Origin of the sequence: Aeromicrobium choanae (assembly GCF_900167475.1) — a bacterium.
GTDB lineage: Bacteria > Actinomycetota > Actinomycetes > Propionibacteriales > Nocardioidaceae > Aeromicrobium > Aeromicrobium choanae.
The window spans coordinates 2,080,887-2,101,148 of the sequence record NZ_LT796768.1 but is presented as its reverse complement, the minus strand read 5'-3'; the positions used below and the strand labels follow the sequence as shown (position 1 = coordinate 2,101,148).

At 71.9% G+C, this 20,262-nt stretch carries 16 protein-coding genes; 8 read left to right on the top strand and 8 right to left on the bottom strand.

All coding sequences use genetic code 11. The annotated features are described in order from the left end of the window. Window positions 1–70: 70 nt before the first annotated feature. Window positions 71–739: a GAP family protein gene (locus B5D60_RS10055; RefSeq protein WP_172806320.1), complete on the bottom strand. Its 669-nt coding sequence runs from the start codon at window positions 737–739 to the stop codon at window positions 71–73. 230 nt (window positions 740–969) lie between these two features. Here B5D60_RS10055 and B5D60_RS10050 point away from each other — a divergent pair, with 230 nt between their 5' ends. The 4 genes from B5D60_RS10050 to B5D60_RS10035 all read left to right on the top strand — a co-directional run bounded on the left by B5D60_RS10050 (window position 970) and on the right by B5D60_RS10035 (window position 5,260). After that, window positions 970–1,671: a hypothetical protein gene (locus tag B5D60_RS10050; protein ID WP_078700030.1), complete on the top strand. Its 702-nt coding sequence runs from the start codon at window positions 970–972 to the stop codon at window positions 1,669–1,671. Between the two features lie 68 nt (window positions 1,672–1,739). Then, on the top strand, window positions 1,740–3,785 hold the full coding sequence (locus B5D60_RS10045) for a sensor histidine kinase (RefSeq protein WP_078700029.1): 2,046 nt from the start codon (window positions 1,740–1,742) through the stop codon (window positions 3,783–3,785). Next, on the top strand, window positions 3,782–4,438 hold the full coding sequence (locus tag B5D60_RS10040; RefSeq protein ID WP_172806319.1) for a response regulator transcription factor: 657 nt from the start codon (window positions 3,782–3,784) through the stop codon (window positions 4,436–4,438). Before B5D60_RS10045 ends, B5D60_RS10040 begins: the two co-directional genes overlap by 4 nt. A 444-nt stretch (window positions 4,439–4,882) precedes the next feature. Then, on the top strand, window positions 4,883–5,260 hold the full coding sequence (locus tag B5D60_RS10035; RefSeq protein WP_078700028.1) for an SHOCT domain-containing protein: 378 nt from the start codon (window positions 4,883–4,885) through the stop codon (window positions 5,258–5,260). Between the two features lie 3 nt (window positions 5,261–5,263). Here the strand turns inward: B5D60_RS10035 and B5D60_RS10030 are convergent, their stop codons facing one another. The 4 genes from B5D60_RS10030 to B5D60_RS10015 form a co-directional block, all read right to left on the bottom strand. Then, a complete protein-coding gene (locus B5D60_RS10030) occupies window positions 5,264–6,913 on the bottom strand; it encodes a cation:proton antiporter (protein ID WP_078700027.1) in 1,650 nt (549 codons plus the stop codon). Window positions 6,914–6,934: 21 nt separating this feature from the next. Continuing rightward, window positions 6,935–7,981 carry an LLM class flavin-dependent oxidoreductase gene (locus B5D60_RS10025; protein WP_078700026.1) on the bottom strand — a complete coding sequence of 349 codons (1,047 nt, stop codon included), beginning with the start codon at window positions 7,979–7,981 and terminating at the stop codon, window positions 6,935–6,937. Window positions 7,982–8,009: 28 nt separating this feature from the next. Further along, on the bottom strand, window positions 8,010–8,453 hold the full coding sequence (locus B5D60_RS10020) for a PGPGW domain-containing protein (RefSeq protein WP_078700025.1): 444 nt from the start codon (window positions 8,451–8,453) through the stop codon (window positions 8,010–8,012). Window positions 8,454–8,520: 67 nt separating this feature from the next. Beyond that, on the bottom strand, window positions 8,521–9,207 hold the full coding sequence (locus B5D60_RS10015; RefSeq protein ID WP_078700024.1) for a metal-dependent transcriptional regulator: 687 nt from the start codon (window positions 9,205–9,207) through the stop codon (window positions 8,521–8,523). Window positions 9,208–9,323: 116 nt separating this feature from the next. On the opposite strand from B5D60_RS10015, the gene B5D60_RS10010 reads away from it, so the two are divergent. After that, a complete protein-coding gene (locus tag B5D60_RS10010) occupies window positions 9,324–10,670 on the top strand; it encodes a cryptochrome/photolyase family protein (protein ID WP_231948707.1) in 1,347 nt (448 codons plus the stop codon). A 9-nt stretch (window positions 10,671–10,679) separates the two neighbouring features. Then, the gene (locus B5D60_RS10005) at window positions 10,680–11,399 is read left to right on the top strand and encodes a hypothetical protein (protein ID WP_078700023.1); all 720 of its coding nucleotides are present in this window, start codon (window positions 10,680–10,682) and stop codon (window positions 11,397–11,399) included. Window positions 11,400–11,415: 16 nt separating this feature from the next. On the opposite strand, the gene B5D60_RS10000 is transcribed toward B5D60_RS10005, so the two are convergent. Both B5D60_RS10000 and pdxH read right to left on the bottom strand, forming a co-directional pair. Next, the gene (locus tag B5D60_RS10000; protein ID WP_078700022.1) at window positions 11,416–12,681 is read right to left on the bottom strand and encodes an MFS transporter; all 1,266 of its coding nucleotides are present in this window, start codon (window positions 12,679–12,681) and stop codon (window positions 11,416–11,418) included. Window positions 12,682–12,776: 95 nt separating this feature from the next. Continuing rightward, entirely contained in the window at window positions 12,777–13,412 is a 636-nt protein-coding gene (pdxH, locus tag B5D60_RS09995; RefSeq protein ID WP_078700021.1) for a pyridoxamine 5'-phosphate oxidase, read from the bottom strand. Between the two features lie 89 nt (window positions 13,413–13,501). Between pdxH and B5D60_RS09990 the strand changes: the two genes are divergently transcribed. Then, the gene (locus B5D60_RS09990; protein WP_078700020.1) at window positions 13,502–14,617 is read left to right on the top strand and encodes a citrate synthase 2; all 1,116 of its coding nucleotides are present in this window, start codon (window positions 13,502–13,504) and stop codon (window positions 14,615–14,617) included. A gap of 75 nt (window positions 14,618–14,692) precedes the next feature. Here the strand turns inward: B5D60_RS09990 and B5D60_RS09985 are convergent, their stop codons facing one another. Further along, the gene (locus B5D60_RS09985) at window positions 14,693–18,013 is read right to left on the bottom strand and encodes a CDP-glycerol glycerophosphotransferase family protein (protein WP_153302967.1); all 3,321 of its coding nucleotides are present in this window, start codon (window positions 18,011–18,013) and stop codon (window positions 14,693–14,695) included. A 154-nt stretch (window positions 18,014–18,167) separates the two neighbouring features. Between B5D60_RS09985 and B5D60_RS09980 the strand changes: the two genes are divergently transcribed. Then, window positions 18,168–20,237 carry an acyltransferase family protein gene (locus tag B5D60_RS09980; protein ID WP_172806318.1) on the top strand — a complete coding sequence of 690 codons (2,070 nt, stop codon included), beginning with the start codon at window positions 18,168–18,170 and terminating at the stop codon, window positions 20,235–20,237. Window positions 20,238–20,262 lie beyond the last annotated feature (25 nt).

Here is a 20,262-nt window from a genome sequence, read left to right as displayed (position 1 = left end):
CGGCCAGACCCCACGCTAGGCGCATCCCCGCACCCGTGACTCACCCGCGTGGGATGACACTCCCTCGGGCTCACCGGCCGGTGAGCCCGAGGAGACCGTCGAGCACCAGGAAGGTCCCGACCAGCAGTGCGGCGACGGCGAAGACGGCGGGCCCTGAAGCGACCGCACGGGCGCGCAGTCGTTCCAGGTACGCATCGGCCTCGCCGGGGCGCCGCGCGTAGAACACGTACATCAGCCCCACGCTGGCGGTGGACGCCACCGTGAAGCACGCGAAGGCGATGACCGTGACGAGAGCCTGCGCGTGATGGTGCACCAGGAAGATGGCCGCGGCCGTCGTGATCGCCCACGGCTGCTTGAGCACACCGAGCACCAGGGCACCGCCCGGACCAAGGCCGCGGAGGCGGCCGAGCATCCTCGTCGACCCCGCTCCGGCCGAGCTGACGCGGGGCACCCCTCGACGCCGCCACTGCTGTGCGCTCACCACGACGAGGGCACAGCCCACGAGGATCTCGAAGACCATCAGCCCGGTCCGGCCGTCACCGTGCCGGACGCTCCGCGACGAGCCGATGAGGTAGCTGGCGGTGAAGACGACGGTCAGGGAGATCGCCCAGCCGAACAGGAACCCCGTCGCGTTGGCCCGGGGCCGGGCCGTGCCGAGCACCAGGATGAACACCACGATGGTGGCCGGGGACAGGCTCGCCATCAGGCCCAGCATCAAGATCGAGAGGATCAATCCCATGTTGGCGTCCCGGGCCTCGTCTGGTCGGGCAGCGACCCGCCACCTGCGTAGGCAGGGAGGCACGGACCGGTGCGTTCTGCCCAACATGTCGTCTCGCCACAGGACCGGCATCACCCCAGCCGGATGAGGCACCCTCACCCGATGTCCCGCACATCGTGCCGCGCTGTCCCTGTCGCGCGGGACTCCGCGCCCTCCACGGTGGTTCCATCACCCCCCTGGAAGGAATCACGATGACCACTCACATCACCACCGAGCAGCGAGTCCGGGACGACCTCCCGCAGGACGGCGCCGCCCGTCCCGGCCGTGCCTGGGCCCTCTCCGGCGTCGCCGCCGGCCTCGGCGGCTTCGCCACGACGATCCTCAGCGCGGAGGCCGGCGCCGCCTACGTCGACGGGAAGGTGCAGGAGGCCGATGGCGTCATCGCGTCGCTGAACGGCCACGTCCCGCAGCTGATCACGTTCCACGTCGTGGCGACGCTCACCGTCCTGGCGCTGGTGCCGTTCGGTCTCGGCCTGCACCGCCGGCTGCGCGCCGGGCTCGATCGCGACAGCCTCGTCCCGGGAACGGCCTCCTTCGGCATCCTCGGCACGGCGCTCGTCGTGCTGATGGGCACCGTGCTCAACACGGAGTTCATCTTCGGGGTCGCTGGGGACACGCCCCTGGCCGTGCCCGAGGCGGCCACCGTGTTCAACCACTGGATCGCCACCGTGCCGTGGGTCTGGGGACTCACCGGCCTGACGGGCTGGGCCCTGTTCCGGGCCTGGCGTCAGGGCGCCGTCCGTGCCTGGATGGGCATCGCTGCCGGCATCCTGGGCACGCTCTCGCTGCTGCTGACCGTCGCGCCCCTGCAGTACATGGCGGGCTGGACCGGCTCGGTCATGGTCGTCCTGGTCGGCCTCGGGTTCGCCTTCGGGGACCGCGGCAGCCGGTGACCTCGCTGATCGATCGCCAAGGCGGCGGTTCGCTCCCCTCGGACGCGAACCGCCGCCATGATCTACGCATGAGGTCCACGCAGGTCCCGGTCGGCGGGCTCGCCGCACTCGGCGTCGGCACGGCGCTCTTCGCCGTCGCCGTCGCGCTGGACCTGCGTGTCGGCGACGCCCCGATCCCGGAGTGGACCGAGGAGCCCGGCTGGACGTTCGCCGCCATGGGGCTGATCCAGGCCGGGCTCGGCGTCGTCGTGCTGTGGCACCGTCACCGTCACCCCATCGGCTGGGCACTCGTGGGACTCGGCTTCCTGTGGATCCTCGACGGACTGGCGCAGTCCTACGTCCGGCTCGCCGTCTTCGAGCAGGAGGCCCTGCCGGGCCTGACCTGGGTGCTGTGGTTCCTCTTCCGCTTCACCGCCGTGCTGCCCATGAACGCCGCGGCCGTCCTCCTGCTGTTCCCGGACGGCCTTCCGCGCGGGCGCTGGCGCGCCGCGGGGTGGGCGAGCCTGGCCCTCATGGGTGCAGGACTGGTCCTGTTCCTGGTCGTGCCGAGCACCCAGCGCGAGATCGACGCCTCCCTCGCCGCGCTCGTCCCGGGCGCCGACACCGATCCCACGTCGATCGAGGCGCTGCGCCCCGTGGCCGAGCAGGTCGTGACCCTCTCGTGGGTGCTCGGGAGCGTCGGGTTCGCACTCGCCCTGGTCACCGTGATCGCGCGCTACCGCGCCTCGCGCGACGGCGAGCGCGAGCGGATGCGGTGGCTGGCGTGGGCCGTCCTGGTGATGGTCCTGCTGATCGCGACGAGCCTGCTCGTGGACGTCACGGTGCTCAACTCGTTCTTCCTCGGCGCAGCGCTGCTGGTGGGGCCGGTCGCGATGGTCATCGCGATCGTGCGACCCGACATCGTCTCGGTGGAGAACCTGCTGGTCCGCACCCTCGTCTACGGCGGCATCAGCGTCGTCATCGTGCTGGTGGACCTGCTGGCGCTGGCGATCATCTCGGCCACGCTCGGGGACGCCTTCGGCGAGCGGCAGGTCGTGCTGCTCGTGCTGCTGCTCGCGGCGATCCTCTACGGCCCGATGCGCCTGCGCATCGAGGGCTGGGTCCGGCGGGCCGTGCTCGGCGACCGGCGCGACCCCTATGCCGTCGTCGCCAGCCTCGCGTCGACGCTCGAGCGCTCCGACGACGACGGCGCCCAGCTGGGTGCGGTCGTCGAGGCCGTCTCCACGGCGTTCGGCCTGTCGTTCGTGCAGGTCGAGGTCGACCGGTCGGCCGGCGAGCGCCTCGTCGCGTCGCGGGGCGAGCGCCCCGAGCACGTGCGGTCGTTCCCCATCGCCTACCGGTCGCGCACGATCGGCCGGCTCACCCTGCCCTCCCACGGGGTGCGCAACCACCTCACGGCGCGCGACGAGGTCCTGCTGGCCGACGTGGTGCGCCAGGCGGCGGCCGCCATCCGCTCCAGCCAGCTCAGCGACGAGCTGCAGCGCAGCCGCGAGGGACTCGTCCTGGCCCGCGAGGAGGAGCGGCGCAGGATCCGGCGCGACCTGCACGACGGTCTGGGCCCCTCGCTCTCGGCCGTGGTCTTCCGGCTGGAGTCGGCGCGATTGACCGTGGCGTCCGACCCCGACTCGGCCGACGAGCAGCTGGCCGAGACCCGCGACGTCGTGCAGGAGATCATCAAGGACGTCCGCCGGCTGGTCCACGACCTGCGCCCGCCCGCGCTCGACGACCGGGGCCTCGCCGGAGCGCTGACCCAACTGGCGGAGCACGCCGACGCGGCGGTCGACGTGCGCGTGAGGGCCGCGATCGACGGCGGGCTGCCGGCCGCCGTGGAGGTGGCGGCCTTCCGGATCGCCTCGGAGGCCATGAACAACACGCTGCGGCACGCGCACGCCCGGACCTGCTCGGTCACGCTGAGCGCCGACCTCGACGAGCTCGTGGTCGAGGTGGCCGACGACGGCGTCGGCATCGCGGCTGACGCCCGCCCCGGGATCGGGCTGGTCTCGCTGCGCGAGCGGGCGGCCGAGCTCGGCGGCACCGTGGAGCTGCGCTGCCCCGAGACCGGCGGGACGATCGTCACCGCACGGCTGCCCCTGCACGGGAGGATGGAGCCATGAGCGAGCCGGTGCGCGTCGTGGTCGTGGACGACCACCGCATCCTGCGCGAGGGGCTGGTCGCCCTGCTCGGCGCGATCGACGGGATCGCCGTCACGGGCACCGCCGGCGACGGCCGCGAGGCCATCCACGTGGTCGACGCCGACCCGCCGGACGTCGTCGTGATGGACATCCAGATGCCGGTGCTCGACGGGATCGAGGCGACACGCCACATCACCGGACGGCACGACGACGTCCGCGTGCTGATGCTGACGATGAACGAGGACGACGACACGATCCTCAGCTCATTGCGCGCCGGCGCCTCGGGGTACCTGCTGAAGGGCGCCGACGCCGCCGAGGTCCATCGCGCGATCCTGGCCACCGCCGGGGGCGGGATGGTGTTCGGAGCGTCGGTGGCGGCGCGGGTGGCCGGGCTGTTCGCCGGCCGCACCCGGCACCGCCCGGAGCACCCGTTCCCCGACCTGTCCGAGCGAGAGCGAGCCGTGCTCGACCTGCTCGCCGCCGGACGCAGCAACGACGCGATCGCGGCCGAGCTGTTCGTCTCCAACAAGACCGTGCGGAACGCCGTCTCCTCGATCTACGCCAAGCTGCACGCCGCCGACCGGGCCGAGGCGATCATCCGGGCGCGCGAGGCGGGCCTCGGGCGCGACCACTAGCCGCTCCCCCTTGGTCCACTTTTGGAAACGGATCCACCTCGATCCGTCCCGGAAAGGTGAATCCCTTTCCAAAAGTGGAGAGGCGGGAGAGGAGCGGGAACGGGAATGCCGCGCCGGAGCGCCCATGGGGAACGGGACCTCCGGCGCGGCACCTTCACGCCGAACTGGGGGAAGAATCGACGTGGTCCGGGTGCAGACACACCCCCCGTGCGCCCGACCCACCGGCCCCAGGGAAGAGTGGAGCCGATCGGACGTCACGACGGCTCAACAGTCACATGAGTCCCACACTCAACACAAGTACGGCGGACGTCGTGTCGCCCACATTCCCGTTCGGCGTGTCACCCCGCGCGGATGACCCGCCGGGACCCTCGTCCCGCCATCATGGAGGCGTGACGACAGTCGTCACGAGGGCCGCGCGCCCGGCAGAGCGAAGGACACACCTCAATGGACAGTTTCTGGGACTTCTTGTGGTTGACGATCTCGGTGTTCTTCTTCATGGCGTACCTGATGGTCCTGTTCAACGTCATCGCCGATCTCTTCAGCGATCGCGAGGCCTCGGGCTGGACGAAGGCCATCTGGGTCTTCTTCCTCATCTTCGTGCCGGCGCTCACCGCGCTGATCTACCTCATCGCGCGGGGCGGCGGCATGGCCGACCGCCAGCGCGCCAAGATGTCGGCGCTGCGGGAGCAGAACGACGCCTACATCCGCGACGTCGCCGGGTCCGCCCCCGCCGACCAGATCGCCTCGGCCAAGTCGCTGCTGGACTCCGGCGCCATCTCGGCCTCGGAGTACGAGCAGCTGAAGGCGAAGGCGCTGGCCTGACGGTCAGCCCGCGTCGCCCGTGCGGCGGAGCTCGATGCTGATCTGATCGGCATCGAGCTTCGCCAGCATCCGGGTGAGCACCTCGCTGCTGTACGTGCCGTCGGCTCGCTCCCGGAGCAGCACCTCGCGCTGCCGCTCGATGATCTCCAGCCGCATGTCGCTCAGCGCGCTCGGATCGAAGTCATCGTCATCGAGCGCCCGGGTGGCCCGCTCGCGCAGACCCGCCAGCTCGGGCGGGAGCGCCGCGTCGTCCAGGACGTCTCGCGCCGCGTCGCGCATGCGGTCGTTGAGTCGCGTCCACTCCTGCGCGGCGCCGTGCGCCCGACCAGCCAGCCCGAGGCGGCGGACGAACCAGCCCAGCGTGCCGCCCTGCACGACGAGGGAGATCAGCGCGACGAAGAAGGCGACGAGAACGAGCAGCGAGCGGTTCTCGGTGTCGGTGGGCAGCGTCTGGGCCGCAGCGAGCGTGACCGCCCCACGCATCCCGGCCCAGACGAGGATGAAGCCCTCGCGCCGGCCGAACCGGGCGGCGTCGTAGAAGTCGATGTCGTGCGACGCGCGCCGCAGTCGCCGGCGGAACCGATCGGCCCGCGGGTGCTCGCTGTGCTCGACCTTCGTCGACCACTCGTCGATCGCCTCGCGCAACTGGGGTGTCCGTCGCATCCGGCGGCGCTCCATCAGCACGATCGAGAGCGTGTAGAACGCCCGGATCCCCAGCGCGACGACGAGCCCGACGACCGCCAGCACGACGGCTCGCACCACGCCCCCCTCGGTGGTGTCCTCGACGTCGCGGACGAGCGCCGAGACCTCCAGGCCCATGATGAGGAAGACCAGCCCCTCGAGGAGCACCTCGATGGTGCGCCAGTTCTGGTGGTCCGAGAGGCGCTGCGTCGGCCCGAGGTGCCTCGCCTGCCCGTGACCCGTGACGAGCCCCGCCGTGACGGCGGCGACGAGGCCGGACGCCCCCAGGTGCTCGGCGGGCAGGAACGCGACGAACGGCACCGTGAAGGAGATCGCGGTGCTGACGGCCTCGTCCTCGATCCGGGCGCGGAGGCGCAGCACCACCGTGCCGACGACCCACCCGATCGCGACGGCGCCGACGACCGCCCACACGAACTCCACGAGGATCGCGCCGAAGCTCACGCCCGCGGCCGTGGCCGCGACCGCCGTGCGCAGCAGCACGAGCGCCGTCGCGTCGTTCAGCAGGCTCTCGCCCTCCAGCACCGTGATCACGCGCGACGGGACGCCGAGCCGCTTCGCGATCGAAGTGGCCACCGCGTCGGTGGGACTGACGATCGCGCCCAACGCCACCGCGAGCGCGAAGTCGATCCCGGGGATGAGCGCGGTGAACACCACGCCGAGGCCGAGCGCGCTCACGACGACCAGCAGCACCGACAGGCCGCTGATCGTGCGGAAGTCCCGGCGGAAGTCCATCGTCGGCATGTTGACGGCGGCCGAGTACAGCAGGGGCGGCAGCAGAACCGCCAGGATCAGCTCGGGATCGATCTCGAACTCCGGCGTGAACGGGAGCAGGCTGACGACCAGGCCGATGCCGAGCAGGACGAGCGGGGCGGCGGTGCCGATCCGGGGCGCCACCACCGAGGCCACCACGATCGCCGCCACGACGAGCACCGCGATCAGGATCGACTCCATGGGCGTCAGCGTAGGCGAGGGTCAGGCGAGCATGTCGCGCACGAGCGGTGCGACCCGCGTGCCGTAGAGCTCGATGCACCGCATCAGCTGGTGGTGCGGCATGGCGCCGTTCGCGTACTTGAGGTCGAATCGGCTGATCCCCAGCGACGTGAGGTTCGTGGCGATCTTGCGCGCCACAGTCTCGGGCGATCCGACGTGGAGGGCGCCCTCGGGGCTGGCGTCGCGCTCGAACTGGATCCGGGTGGTGGGCGGCCAGCCGCGCTCGCGCCCGATGCGGTCGCGCTGCGCCTGGAAGTGGGTGAAGAGCTCGTCGCGTGCCTGCTCGTCGGTGTCGGCGACGTAGCCGGGCGAGTGCATCCCGACGGGGAGCGGATCCACGCCGTCGGCGGCGAGCAGCTCGCGGTAGTAGTTCGCGAACGGCACGAACTGCGCCGGCGGGCCGCCGATGATCGCGAGCATGAGCGGCATCCGGTAGTGCGCGGCGCGCACGACCGACTGCGGCGTGCCGCCCACGCCGATCCACACCTTCAGGCGGCCCGACTCGGTGGGCGGGTAGATGCGCTGGTCGGTGAGCGGAGGACGGATCGAGCCCGACCACGTGACCGGCTCCTCGGTCAGGATCTGGGCGAAGAGGTCGAGCTTCTCGGAGAAGAGCCGCTCGTAGTCCTCCAGCTCGAATCCGAACAGCGGGAAGGACTCGGTGAAGGAGCCGCGGCCCAGGATGACCTCGGCACGACCGTTCGATAGCGCGTCGAGGGTGGAGAAGCGCTCGAACACGCGGATGGGGTCGTCCGAGCTGAGCACCGTGACCGCCGAGCCCAGGCGGATCCGCTCCGTGCGCGAGGCGATCGCGGCCAGCACGACATCGGGCGCCGTGATCGCGAAGTCGTCGCGGTGGTGCTCGCCCAGCCCGATGAAGCTCAGCCCCACCTGATCGGCCAGCACGGCCTGCTCGACCACGTTCCGCAGCACGACGGCGTGGTGCTCGGGCGTGCCGTCCTCGCCGAGACTGACGTCCCCGAACGTGTCCAGGCCCAGCTCGACGGTGGCGGGATCGATCGCGCTCATGGCCCCACCGTAGACGGGGCCGCCGACCTCAGCGCCAGCGCCGGATGCTGTAGACGAGCAGCACGATGGCGATCAGGTCGGAGATCCAGATCCCGATCGCACCCACGAGCCCCGCGGCGGGCAGCTCGGGGCCGAAGCCGACGCCGAGTATCTCGAACTCGGGGATCGTCGGCGAGAGGAACCAGACCAGGCCCACGCCGGCGACCCAGACGATGCCCAGGATGCTCACGATGATGCGCGGGATGGTGGCGACGCCGTACTTGGCGGCCTCGATCGCCTTCTCCTCCAGCGGCTCGACGAGCCGGTCGGCCCACGTGTAGTGGCGGGCCAGCAGCGCGATGCCGGCGAACATGCCCAGCAGCCCCGGCCCGGGCATGACCAGCATGACGATTCCCAGCGCGACGAGGGTCCAGCCGAGCGCCTCGGAGCCCGTGCGCTGGAACCAGCCACGCATGCGCGCACCGAAGGTCATGTGAACATCCTGCCAGCCCCGTGCCAACCTCTCGCCGGGGTCGGGGCGGGCGGCGGCATGGACAGCCTCAGCGCGAGACGAAGATGTGCGCGGCTGCCTCGGCGTCGATCTCGGCGGTCTCGGACTGGCGCGCGACGACGAGTCCGTCGTGGCCGCGCGAGGCGAGGACGTCGTTGCCCGGGAGCGCACCCACGCGGCGCAGGACCGACATGACCTCGGTGTCCTTCTGGAGCTCCTCGGCGATGCGGCGCACGACCACGCGCACCGGCTCGGTGCCGACCGCCGCGGTCAGGAGCGACTCGACTCCGTCGAGGAACTCGGCCGGGCGGACGACCTCGCCGAGCTCGCCGAGACCGGGGATCGGGTTGCCGTAGGGCGACTCGGTGGGGTGGCCCAGCAGCGCGACGAGACGGCGCTCGACCTGCTCGGACATGACGTGCTCCCAGCGGCAGGCCTCCTCGTGCACGTACTCGATCTCGAGGCCGATCACGTCGGTGAGCAGGCGCTCGGCCAGGCGGTGCTTGCGCATCACGCGGGTGGCCAGCGAGCGGCCGCGCTCGGACAGCTCGAGGTGACGGTCGCCCTCGACCGTCAGCAGGCCGTCGCGCTCCATGCGCGCCACCGTCTGGCTCACCGTCGGGCCACTCTGGTGGAGGCGCTCGGCGATCCGCGCACGCAGCGGGATGATCCCCTCCTCCTCCAGCTCGAAGATGGTCCTCAGGTACATCTCGGTGGTGTCGATCAGCTCGCTCACGGGGCCATTGTTCCATGTGACGCCGCGGGTCAGGCCCGGCGCGTCGATCGGCCGCCTCCCCGCGCGGGTCGATCGGCCCGCGTGCGGACCAAGCTCGCGCGGGGGACGATGCCGAGGTGACCGTCTCCGTGATGTGGTTCCGCGCCGACCTGCGCCTGCACGACCACGGCGCGCTGAGGTCGGCGCTCGAGGCGGGGGCCGACGGCGTGGTCCCGCTGTTCGTCCTCGACGAGCACTTCCCGGCGGAGAACATGCCCGTGCGGGCCGCGTACCTGGCCCGCCTGCTGGCGGACTTCGACGAGCGGATCGACGGGCTGCACGTGGTGCGGGGCCGGCCCGAGGTCGAGGTGCCGCGGGTGGTCCGCGAGACCGGCGCCGCGAGCGTCCACGTGACCCCCGGGCACACTCCCTACGCCCTCCGCCGGGACGCGCGGGTCGCCGAGGCACTCGGCGACGTGCCGCTCGTGGCCGCAGACTCGTCGTACGCCGTGGCACCGGGGACAGTGCGCAAGGGCGACGGATCGGCCTACAAGGTGTTCACCCCGTGGTTCCGTGCGTGGCAGGCGCAGGGTTCGCACCCGCCGGTGACGGCCGTGCGGGCGCACGCCGTGCCCTGGGTCCGGCCGGGCGGATCAACGCCCCTGCCCGACGTGCGCGAGATCGAGGGGGTGGACCTGCCCCCGGCGGGCGAGCAGGCCGCCCGGGCGCACTGGCGACGATGGCTCGACGACCACGTCGACGACTACGACAGCGAACGCGACCGACCCGACCTGGACACGACCTCGCGGATGTCGGTGCACCTGAAGTGGGGCACGATCCACCCGCGCACCCTGCTGGCCGACCTCGCCGAGCGGTCGTCGGCCGGCGCCCGCGCCTACGAGCGACAGCTGGCGTTCCGTGAGTTCTACGCCGACGTCCTGCACGAGTGGCCGGGCTCGGCGTTCGGCTACTACAACCGCGACTACGAGCGGATGCAGTACGACGAGCCCGCCGGCGACTTCGAGGCGTGGAGGGAGGGCCGCACCGGCTTCCCGTTCATCGACGCGGGGATGCGCCAGCTGCTCGCGCAGGGCTGGATGCACAACCGGGTGCGGATGGCGGTCGCCAGCTTCCTCGTGAAGGACCTGCACCTGGAGTGGACGCACGGCGCGCGCTGGTTCCGTGAGCGGCTCGTCGACGCCGACCTCGCGAACAACCAGCACGGGTGGCAGTGGGTGGCCGGGTGCGGGACCGACGCCGCCCCCTACTTCCGCGTCTTCAACCCCGTGGGCCAGGGCCGCCGCTTCGACCCCGACGGCGCCTACATCCGGCGCTGGGTGCCGGAGCTGCGCGGGGTGCAGGGCCGCGGCGTGCACGAGCCGTGGACCCTCCCGGACCCTCCGGCCGACTACCCACCACCGCTCGTCGACCACGCGCAGGAGCGCCTCGAGGCCCTGCGCCGCCACGACGCGCTCGGAGGATAGCGTCGGGGCATGGTCACGATCCCTCGTCAGTTCAACGGCCCGCCCGACTCCGGCAACGGTGGCTGGGTGTGCGGCCTCGTCGCGCACGAGCGGCTCGCGCAGGACCACACCGGCCCCGTCACGTCGCGACTGCGGATGCCGCCGCCGCTCGACACGCCGCTGGCCTGGGAGCACGACGCCGACGAGACCCGTCTCCTGACGCACGGCGGAGCTCTCGTCGGCACCGCCGGGCCCGGCGCCTTCACACGGGAGCCGCCGCCGTTCCTGGACACGTCCGCCGTCGAGGCCGGCCTGGCCGCGTACCCGGGCTTCACGACGCACCCCTTCGACCAGTGCTTCACCTGCGGCACGGCTCGGGGCGAGGGCGACGGGCTGCGGATCTTCAGCGGCCCCGTCGGCGACGACCTCACGGCGGCCCCGTGGACCGTGCACCCCTCGTTCGCCGAGGCGGACGGCACGGTCGGTGTGCCCGTCGCGTGGGCGGCCCTGGACTGTCCCGGCGGCTGGGCGGCCGACTTCTCGGCGCAGCCGATGGTGCTCGGCACGATGACCGCCGAGGTGCTCTCCGCCCCGGTGGCCGGCGAGACCTATCACGCGGTGGGCCAGCTGGCGGCGCGCGAGGGACGGAAGTTCTTCACCGGCACCGCGCTCTACACCCCGGCCGGCGAGCTGGTCGGCCGCGCCGAGCAGGTCTGGATCGAGATCGACCTCGCCACCTTCGGCAGCTGACCGCCCCTCCCGAGACTCAGGGGGTCGGGTGGCGGCCGTCGTAGGCCAGGAACCGGCGGCGCAGGGCGACCGAGACGAGCACGCCGGTGATGCACAGCCCGCCGCCGATGACCATGGCCCACGGCTCGCCGACGAGCGAGGCGACCGAGCCGATCACGAAGTCACCCAGGCGCGGTCCGCCCGCGACGACCACGATGAACAGGCCCTGCATGCGCCCGCGCATCTCGTCGGGCGCGGCCGACTGCAGGATCGTCGAGCGGTAGGCGGCGCTGATCATGTCCGCCGCGCCGGACAGCGCGAGGAACGTGACGGCCAGCCACAGCAGGCCCGGCAGTCCGATCGCCGAGAACCCCACGGCGGCGACGCTCACGCCGTAGGCCACGATCGCCACCACGATCGCGACGCCGTGACGGTGCACGCGGCTGACCCAGCCCGACACCACGAACGCCAGCAGTGAGCCGATCGCCGGCGACGCCTGGAGCAGGCCCAGCGACGAGGCGCCCGCGTCGCCGCCACCCGACGTCGCGTAGACGGTGGCCGCGAGCGCGGGGAACAGCGCGCGCGGCTGCGCGAAGACCATGGCGCACAGGTCGACGACGAACGACATCGCGATGTTCGGCGCGGTCCGCAGGAACCTCAGCCCGTCGACGACGGAGCGGATGCCCGGCACCGGCATCTTCGTCGCGGGCGGGAGCGCCGGGAGCCGCACCACCGAGTACAGCGCCGCCACGTAGAGCAGCACGTCGACCACGTACGCCGCCTCCACGCCGCGCCACGCGATGAGCGCACCGCCGACGAGCGGGCCCACCGTGAACGACAGGTTCGTCGAGGCCATGCCCAGGGCGTTCGCCGCCGGCAGCAGGTGCCCGGGCAGCAGCTGCGGCAGCATCGCCGCGCGGGCCGGGTTGTTCACCGCGAAGAACAGTGCCTGCACCGCGACGACCGCGTAGAGGAAGCCGACGGACTCCACGTCGGCCACACTGTGCGCGACCAGCGCCATCGCGGACACCCACAGGCCGATCGCCGACGCCAGCGCCACGGTGCGACGGTCGAACGCGTCGACCAGGGCGCCTCCGTACAGACCACCGACGATGAGCGGCAGCAGTCCCGCGAGGCCGACCAGACCGACCGAGAACGACGACTCGGTGAGGGTCCAGACCTCCCACGCGACCGCGACCACCGACATCTGCTGGCCGAAGCCCGAGACCGCCTGCCCGATCCACAGCCTGCGGTAGGCCGGTGACACCCGCAGCGGGCGGACGTCGGTGAGCAGCTTTCGCACCGGAGCAGCCTAGGCGCGACCCACTCGGCCGGTGACGGCGCGCTCGGTGCACGTCGAGCACGCACGTGCCCGGCCGCTCCGGTGGGCGCCGTCGGTCAGGGCGCGAGCCGGTCGCGCGTCCAACCGTCACCGGCCCGCGTGAACCGGAGGCGGTCGTGCAGGCGGTTCTCGCGGCCGTGCCAGAACTCCAGCACCTCGGGCGCGATGCGGTAGCCGCCCCAGTCCTCGGGACGCCGCTCGGCGGCCCCGTGGCCCTCGGCCTCGTGCCAGCGGCGCTCGAGCTCCTCACGGCCCGCGACGACCTGCGACTGCGGCGACGAGGCCGCGCTGATCCGCGCCCCCTCCGGCCGGGCCAGGAAGTAGGCGTCCGACTCCTGCGGGTCGAGGCGGGTCACCGCACCCTCGATCCGCAGCTGGCGGTGCAGCGGGTGCCACAGCAGCACGGCCGCGGCGCGTGGGTTCTGCGCCAGCTCGCGACCCTTGCGCGAGTCGTAGTTCGTGAAGAAGACGGCGCCGGTCGCGTCGAAGCCCTTCAGCAGCACGATGCGCACGGACGGCTCCCCGTCGCGGGTGGCGGTGGCGAGCGCCATCGCGTTCGGCTCCTGCACGCCCGCGGCGATCGCCTCGGCCATCCAGGTCTGGGCCAGGCGGACCGGGTCGTCCCCCGCCGCGGCCTCGTCCAGGCCCGTGCGGGCGTACTCCGTCCGCATCCGGGCCAGGTCGTCGCTCATGGGGCCACGGTAGTCACCCGCGGGTGGTCACCGGCCGGGAAATCGACCGTGGTGCGCGCCGGGAGAGGGCCACAGGGCACTATTGAGGCATGACTCAAGTGCACCACGGACTGGAAGGCGTCGTAGCGTTCGAGAGCGAGATCGCCGAACCCGACAAGGAAGGCTCCGCGCTCCGGTACCGCGGCGTCGACATCGATGACCTCGTCGGCCGCGTGCCGTTCGAGAAGATCTGGGGCCTGCTGGTCGACGGCTCCTACGACCCGGGCCTGCCTCCGGCCGAGCCGTATCCCATCCCCGTGCACTCGGGCGACATCCGCGCCGACGTCCAGAGCGCGATCGCCCAGATGGCTCCCGTGTGGGGTCTGCGTCAGCTGTACGACATCGAGACCCCCGAAGAGGTGCGCGACGACCTCGCCCGCACCGCCGTGATGGTGCTGTCGTACGTCGCCCAGGCCGCCCGCGGCCTCGGCAAGCCGATGGTCCCCCAGAGCGAGATCGACAAGTGCGACACGATCGTCGAGCGGATGCTGACCCGCTGGCGCGGTGAGGTCAACCCGGCCCACGCCAAGGCCATCGACGCGTACCTCGTCTCCGCCGCCGAGCACGGCATGAACGCCTCCACGTTCACCGCCCGCGTCATCTCCTCCACCGGCGCCGACGTGGCGGCCGCCCTCTCCGGTGCGGTCGGCGCGATGTCCGGCCCGCTGCACGGCGGCGCCCCCTCGCGCGTGCTCCACATGATCGAGCAGGTCGAGAAGACCGGCGACGCCGAGGCGTACGTCAAGAACCTCCTCGACTCCGGCGAGCGGCTCATGGGCTTCGGCCACCGCGTCTACCGCGCCGAGGACCCCCGCGCCCGCACGCTGCGTCGCACCGCCAAGGAGCTCGCCGCCCCGCGCGCCGAGGTCGCCGAGGCTCTCGAGCAGGCCGCCCTGAAGGAGCTGCGCGAGCGCCGCCCCGACCGCGTCCTGGAGACGAACGTCGAGTTCTGGGCCGCGATCGTGCTGGACTTCGCGGAGATCCCCGCGAACATGTTCACCGCGATGTTCACGTCGGCGCGCACCGCCGGCTGGAGCGCCCACATCCTCGAGCAGTACAAGACCGGTCGCCTGATCCGCCCCTCGGCGATCTACACCGGTCCGGCCTCGCGCACCCCCGACGAGGTTCCCGGCTGGAACCCGGCCTGGGGCGAGACCAAGGCCTGAGCCACCGCACGACCCGCACGGGGTGTCGCCACGACTGTGGCGGCACCCCGTCGCCGTTCCCCCATCGACTGAGGGTCAGTTCGGGGCGGCGCCGCGCTCGGACTCGCTGAAGACCGCGTCGATGACGCGGTCCGAGGCGTGCCCGTCCTCGAGCCCGCCGAAGCGCTCGCGGAACGCGGCGAGCCGGTCGGCGTACTTGGCCTCGACCTCGTCGAGCCGGGCGACGGCGTCGATGACCTCGTCGCTCGTGCGGACCACGGGACCGGGCGCGATCTCCTCGAGGTCGACGTAGAAGCCACGCAGGTCGTCGCGGTAGTGCTCCAGGTCGTACACGTAGGAGATGATCGGCCGGCCGCGCTGGGCGTAGTCGAACATGATCGACGAGTAGTCCGTGACCAGCGCGTCGGCCACGAGCAGCAGGTCCTGCGTGTCCGGGTACTTCGAGACGTTGACGATGCTCTCGTCGAGATCCTTCGGCCACGTGAACTTCACCAGCGGGTGCAGCCGCACCAGCAGGGTGACGTTCTCGCCGAGGCGCTCGGCGAAGCGGCCGAGGTCGAGGGCCATGTCGTGGGCCCACGCGCCCTTCGCGCCGGCCGCGCGGCCGTCGTCGCGGAAGGTGGGGGCGTAGAGCACCACCGTGCGGTCCTCGGGCAGTCCGAGACGCAGGCGGGTCTCGCGGGCCCGCAGCCGTCCCACCTCGGTGTGGAACACGTCGTTGCCCGGGTAGCCCGACTCGATGATCGGGCCGGTGAACCCGAAGGCGCTGCGGAAGGCCTCGGTGGCGTACGGGCTGGGTGAGACCAGGCTCGACCAGCGATCCACCAGCTCCTGCGCCTTCTGGTGGTAGTCGTCGGCGCGGCCGTACATGACCGCCACGTCGTTCTGCATCCGCTTGAGCGGGGTGCCGTGCCACGTCTGCAGGTAGTGCGTGCCGCGGGGCCGCTGGCAGAGGTCGTGGACGTTCTGGTTGAACACCCAGTACTTCGCCCGCGAAAGGGTCCAGAAGTAGCGCGGCGTCAGCCGGAACACCTTGTGCGCTCCCGACGGCACCCGCAGCGTGGAGTTGTTGACGTACCAGAGGTCCAGCGACGTGCCGCGCTCGTGCAGGCGCTCGAACAGCGCCCGGGGGCTGCCTCCGTAGGCACTGCCGCGGTCGCTCTCGAAGACGGCGATGTCGCGCCGCGGCAGCAGGCTGCCGAACCGGAACATCAGTGACATCGCGCGGTAGTAGTGCGGGCCCTCGCGGAAGCGCTTGAAGGCGTTGCGCACGGCGCGCACGTTGCGCAGCCGCAGCAGGCGGGTGGAGACGCCGTCGGCCGTGCGCACCATCTCGTAGTTGCGCTCGCCGTAGCCCGAGGTGGGCAGCTCGAGGTACTTGGCGGCGCGGCGGGCGAAGTCCTCGTCCATCGTGAACCCGGACTCGGCGGACCTCGCCACCTCCGCGGCGAGGTCGGCGGCCCGGTGGGCGATGGGGCCGGGCAGCTCGGTGGCGGCGTCCACGAAGGGGGCGCGGGCGCCGGTCAGCACGGAGTCGTCGAAGCGGAAGAAGAACACCGGACGGCGCAGGAACGCGGCGTCCCACGCGACGCTCGAGTAGTCGGTGACGAGGGCGGCACTCGTGCGGATGAGCTCCTGCACGTCGGCGTCGCGCGGCGCGATCGAGATGCCCTCGAGCGGCAGGTCGTCCACGAGCGCCCGCAGGTTGGGGTGCATCACCATCAGGATCTCCACGCCCTGCTGCTGCAGCCGGTGCAGCTGCGGGTCGTTGAGGAACTCCAGCCAGTTCTCGAGGTAGCTGCTGGTCAGCACCCGCTCGCGGCTGGACAGCCAGTCGCGCCACGTGGGCATGACGAGCAGCCGCCGCTGCACCTGCGGCTCGCCCTCGAAGAGCGAGTCGTACCGCGCGAAGCCCGTGATCGCGACCTGCGAGGGGAAGAAGTCGAGGTCCTCGATGAAGATGTGGCGCTCGGCGTCGGAGTTCACGACGACGCGGTCCGGCGGCATCTCCTGCATGTGCAGGCGGCCGTAGTTCAGGCGCACGTTCTTCATGCCGGTGACGCCGTGCTGCAGGAACACCCGCAGGCCGCGCGCGTGACGGGCCAGCCGCGGCGAGCGTGAGGCGTGCAGGTACTCGGCGTGGTGGCTGCCGACGAAGCGCGACGCCAGCGCGGTGTAGCGGATGTGCTCGCGCGAGCGGGCCGTCACGACGTTCCCGAACGGCTCGACCTTGGGGCGGTCGGGCGAGTCGGCGTCGATCACGTAGTAGGCCCGGCGCTCGGGATGGTTGCGGCGGATCCAGCGGAACAGCGCGAACCCGTTGTCCTGGGCCTTGTAGGGCACCTCGCCGACGAGCCAGATGCCCGAGAAGGGGCGCAGCGGGGTCATCAGCCACGCCCAGCGGGAGATGCGGCGCAGGTACCGGTGGTTGTCCAGGGTGAAGCGCTCCGACCAGAACGCGAGCCGCTTGGCACGGAAGGTCAGGTAGGGCACCCACTGGTCGACGTGGGCTCCGCCGGTGGTGGGCACCGCCAGGTCGCGCAGCCTGAAGTGGCGGAAGCTCTTCTGCGCGAACGGGACGCGCAGGGGCATGTCGAAGCCGCGCAGGTCCATCACCAGGTGCGGGTCGATGATGCCCTCGCGCTCCTCGTCGGAGACGGCGTCGGGCATCAGGTCGAAGCTGATCGCGTACTCGTAGAGACCGTAGTTGGCCGCGGGGTCGCGCTCCTCGATGCGCACCGGGACCTCCTGCGTGCTGCCGGAGAAGCGCCACTGGAGCGAGAGGTGGATGTCGCTGGCCGGGCGCGAGAAGGTCCGGAGCAGCAGCTCGGCCGCGATGCCCTGAGGGCCCACGTCGAGGCGGGTGCCCTCCACCTCGTGGCGGCGAATCGGCTTGGCGGCGTAGCGCACCGAGACGTTGCCCTGGTCGGTGACGTGGGTCCAGGCGTGCACCTCCTCGCCGAATGGGGAGGCGGCACCCTCGAGGTCGATGCGGTCGACGGCGCCGGTGGTGTCGGTGTGGTCGAAGCGGCCGAGGCGCAGCTCGGTGCGCTTCGTGTCGGTGCGCTCGACCTCGGCGAAGAGGTCGAAGCGGCCGGCGGCGCGTCCGCTCAGCTCCCACAGCTGCACCGGGTCCAGGGTGAACGCGAAGCGGGCCGACGCCGGCTGCTCGAGGCGCACGGTGACCTGGTCGAGGCGGCTGGCGGGTCGCACCACGAGGGCGACGACGCGCACGGGGTCGCGGAACTCGCCGTCGTAGTGGATCAGCCCGTCCTGGTGCCGCACCGAGAGGCGGGCGTGGGGGCCGGGCCCCGGACCGCGGCCGAGGGCTCGGCGCAGGCGGTCCTTCGCGCGCTCGGGGACCATCGCCACCACGCGGCGACGCACTCGACCCACGTCAGGCATGCTCTCCTCGGTTCCTGTCGACATCGCGGCGGGTCGACGCCCGCCGGGTACGCAGTTGCCGATTCTAGTGGTGGGGACCCGACCGCGGCCCGTCACCCGGCGGTGCCGGTGGGCACGGTCAGGTCCGGCCTCGTATCGTGGTGCGGTGCCCGCCAGCCCTCCCAGTGACCGATTCCGGGCCGAGATCTCGGCCCTGCGCGCCTGCGCCGTGCTGCTCGTGGTCATCTACCACCTCTGGCCGGGGCGCCTCCCGGGCGGCTACATCGGCGTCGACGTCTTCTTCGTCATCTCCGGCTTCCTGATCACCGGGCACCTGCTGCGCGAGTCCGCCGACACGGGGCGGATCGACCTCGCCCGCTTCTGGGCCCGGCGGGCCCGGCGCCTGCTGCCTGCGGCCTACCTCGTGCTGGCCGTGTCCGCGCTCGCCGTCTGGCTGTGGATGCCGCTGGTCACCTGGAGCCAGAACTTCAAGGAGATCGTCGCCTCGGCGCTGTACGTGCAGAACTGGGCCCTGGCGGCCGACTCGGTGAACTACCTCGCCGCCGAGAACGACCCGACGACCGTGCAGCACTACTGGACGCTGTCGATCGAGGAGCAGTTCTACCTCGTGTGGCCGCTGCTGGTGATCCTGGCCACCGTCCTGGCGGTGCGGACGGGTCGGTCACGCAAGCTCATGGTCGCCCTCGTGCTCGGCACCGCGACCGTCGCGAGCCTGGCGTACTCGCTGTGGATCACCCAGGCGAACCCGCCGGCCGCCTACTTCGTCACCCCGGCGCGGGCGTGGCAGTTCGGCGCCGGCGCCCTGCTGGCCCTGGCCATGGGCAGCGCCACGGTGCGCCGAGGGGGACGCACCGCCCTGCTGTCGTGGGCGGGCTTCCTGACGCTGGCGTGGTGCGGCCTGTCGTACGACGACTCCACCCCGTTCCCGGGCACCGCGGCGATCGTCCCCGTGGTGGCCACCCTCGCGGTGATCTGGGCGGGCGAGCCCCGCGGCGTCCTCTCCCCCACACCCCTCATGCGGTGGCGCCCCACCCACACCCTCGGCGAGATCTCGTACTCGATGTACCTGTGGCACTGGCCGCCGATCGTGATCCTGCCGTTCGTGCTGGGCCACGAGCTGGGGCTGGGCCCGCGCGTGGGGATCCTCGTGTTCACGATCGTCGCCGCCTGGGCCACCAAGCGCTGGGTCGAGGACCCGATCCGCTTCACGCACCGGTTCGGCCTGCGCAAGCCGGCCATCACGGGTCTGGCCACCCTGCTCGGCGCGACCGCACTCGTGGGCGTCTCGCTGGCCGGACACCAGACCGCCGCCGCGGCCCAGGAGCGCGCCGTCGCCGTCGCTGAGAAGCTGGTCGAGGAGGCCCCCGACTGCTTCGGCGCGGCCTCGCGCGATGCCGAGAACCCGTGCCACAACCCCGAGCTCGACGACCAGCTGATCCCGTCGCCGGAGGCCGTGGTCAACGACTACGAGAAGGAGTACCCGAGCTGCTTCGGGGGTGTGCACGACACCGAGCTCAACGACTGCACCTTCGGCGACCTCGAGGACGACTCGCTGCCCCACGTGACCCTCGTGGGCGACTCCCACGCGCGATCGTTCCTGCCCACGCTGGTCCGGATGGCCGACCAGAAGCTCATCACGCTCTCCGCCCAGCTGAGGAGCAGCTGCTCCTGGACCCGTGACGAACCCGACCACGACGATCCGCTGCGCGTGAGCACCTGCCAGGAGTTCAAGGCGAACCTCCAGGAGTGGCTGCTCGACCGCACCGACTCCACCGACCTGGTGCTGACCACCGGCTACGCACGGATGCTCAGCGGGTCGAACGAGGAGCGCGTCGAGAGCATGGAGGCCGTGTGGCGCCCGGTGCTGGACCGCGGCGTCGAGGTCGTCGCGATCCGCGACAACCCCCGACTGCCGCGCGCGCCGCAGAAGTGCCTCGCCCAGCTCGAGAGCATCTCGCCGGACGCGTGCGAGTTCAGCCGCGACGAGGCGCTGTCGCACTTCGACGCCTTCGCCGCCGCCGGTCGCGAGGTCGATGGCGCGCAGACGCTGGACCTGAGCGACCTCTACTGCGACGACGAGACGTGCCCGTCGATCATCGGCGGGGTGAACGTCTACCGCGACATCACCCACCTCAGCGTCACGTACGTGCGCACGATGACGCCCTACGTGTACCGCCGGCTGGTGGACATGAACGCCCTGCCGCGCCCCTCGTGAGGCCCCTGACATGACGATGCCGCGG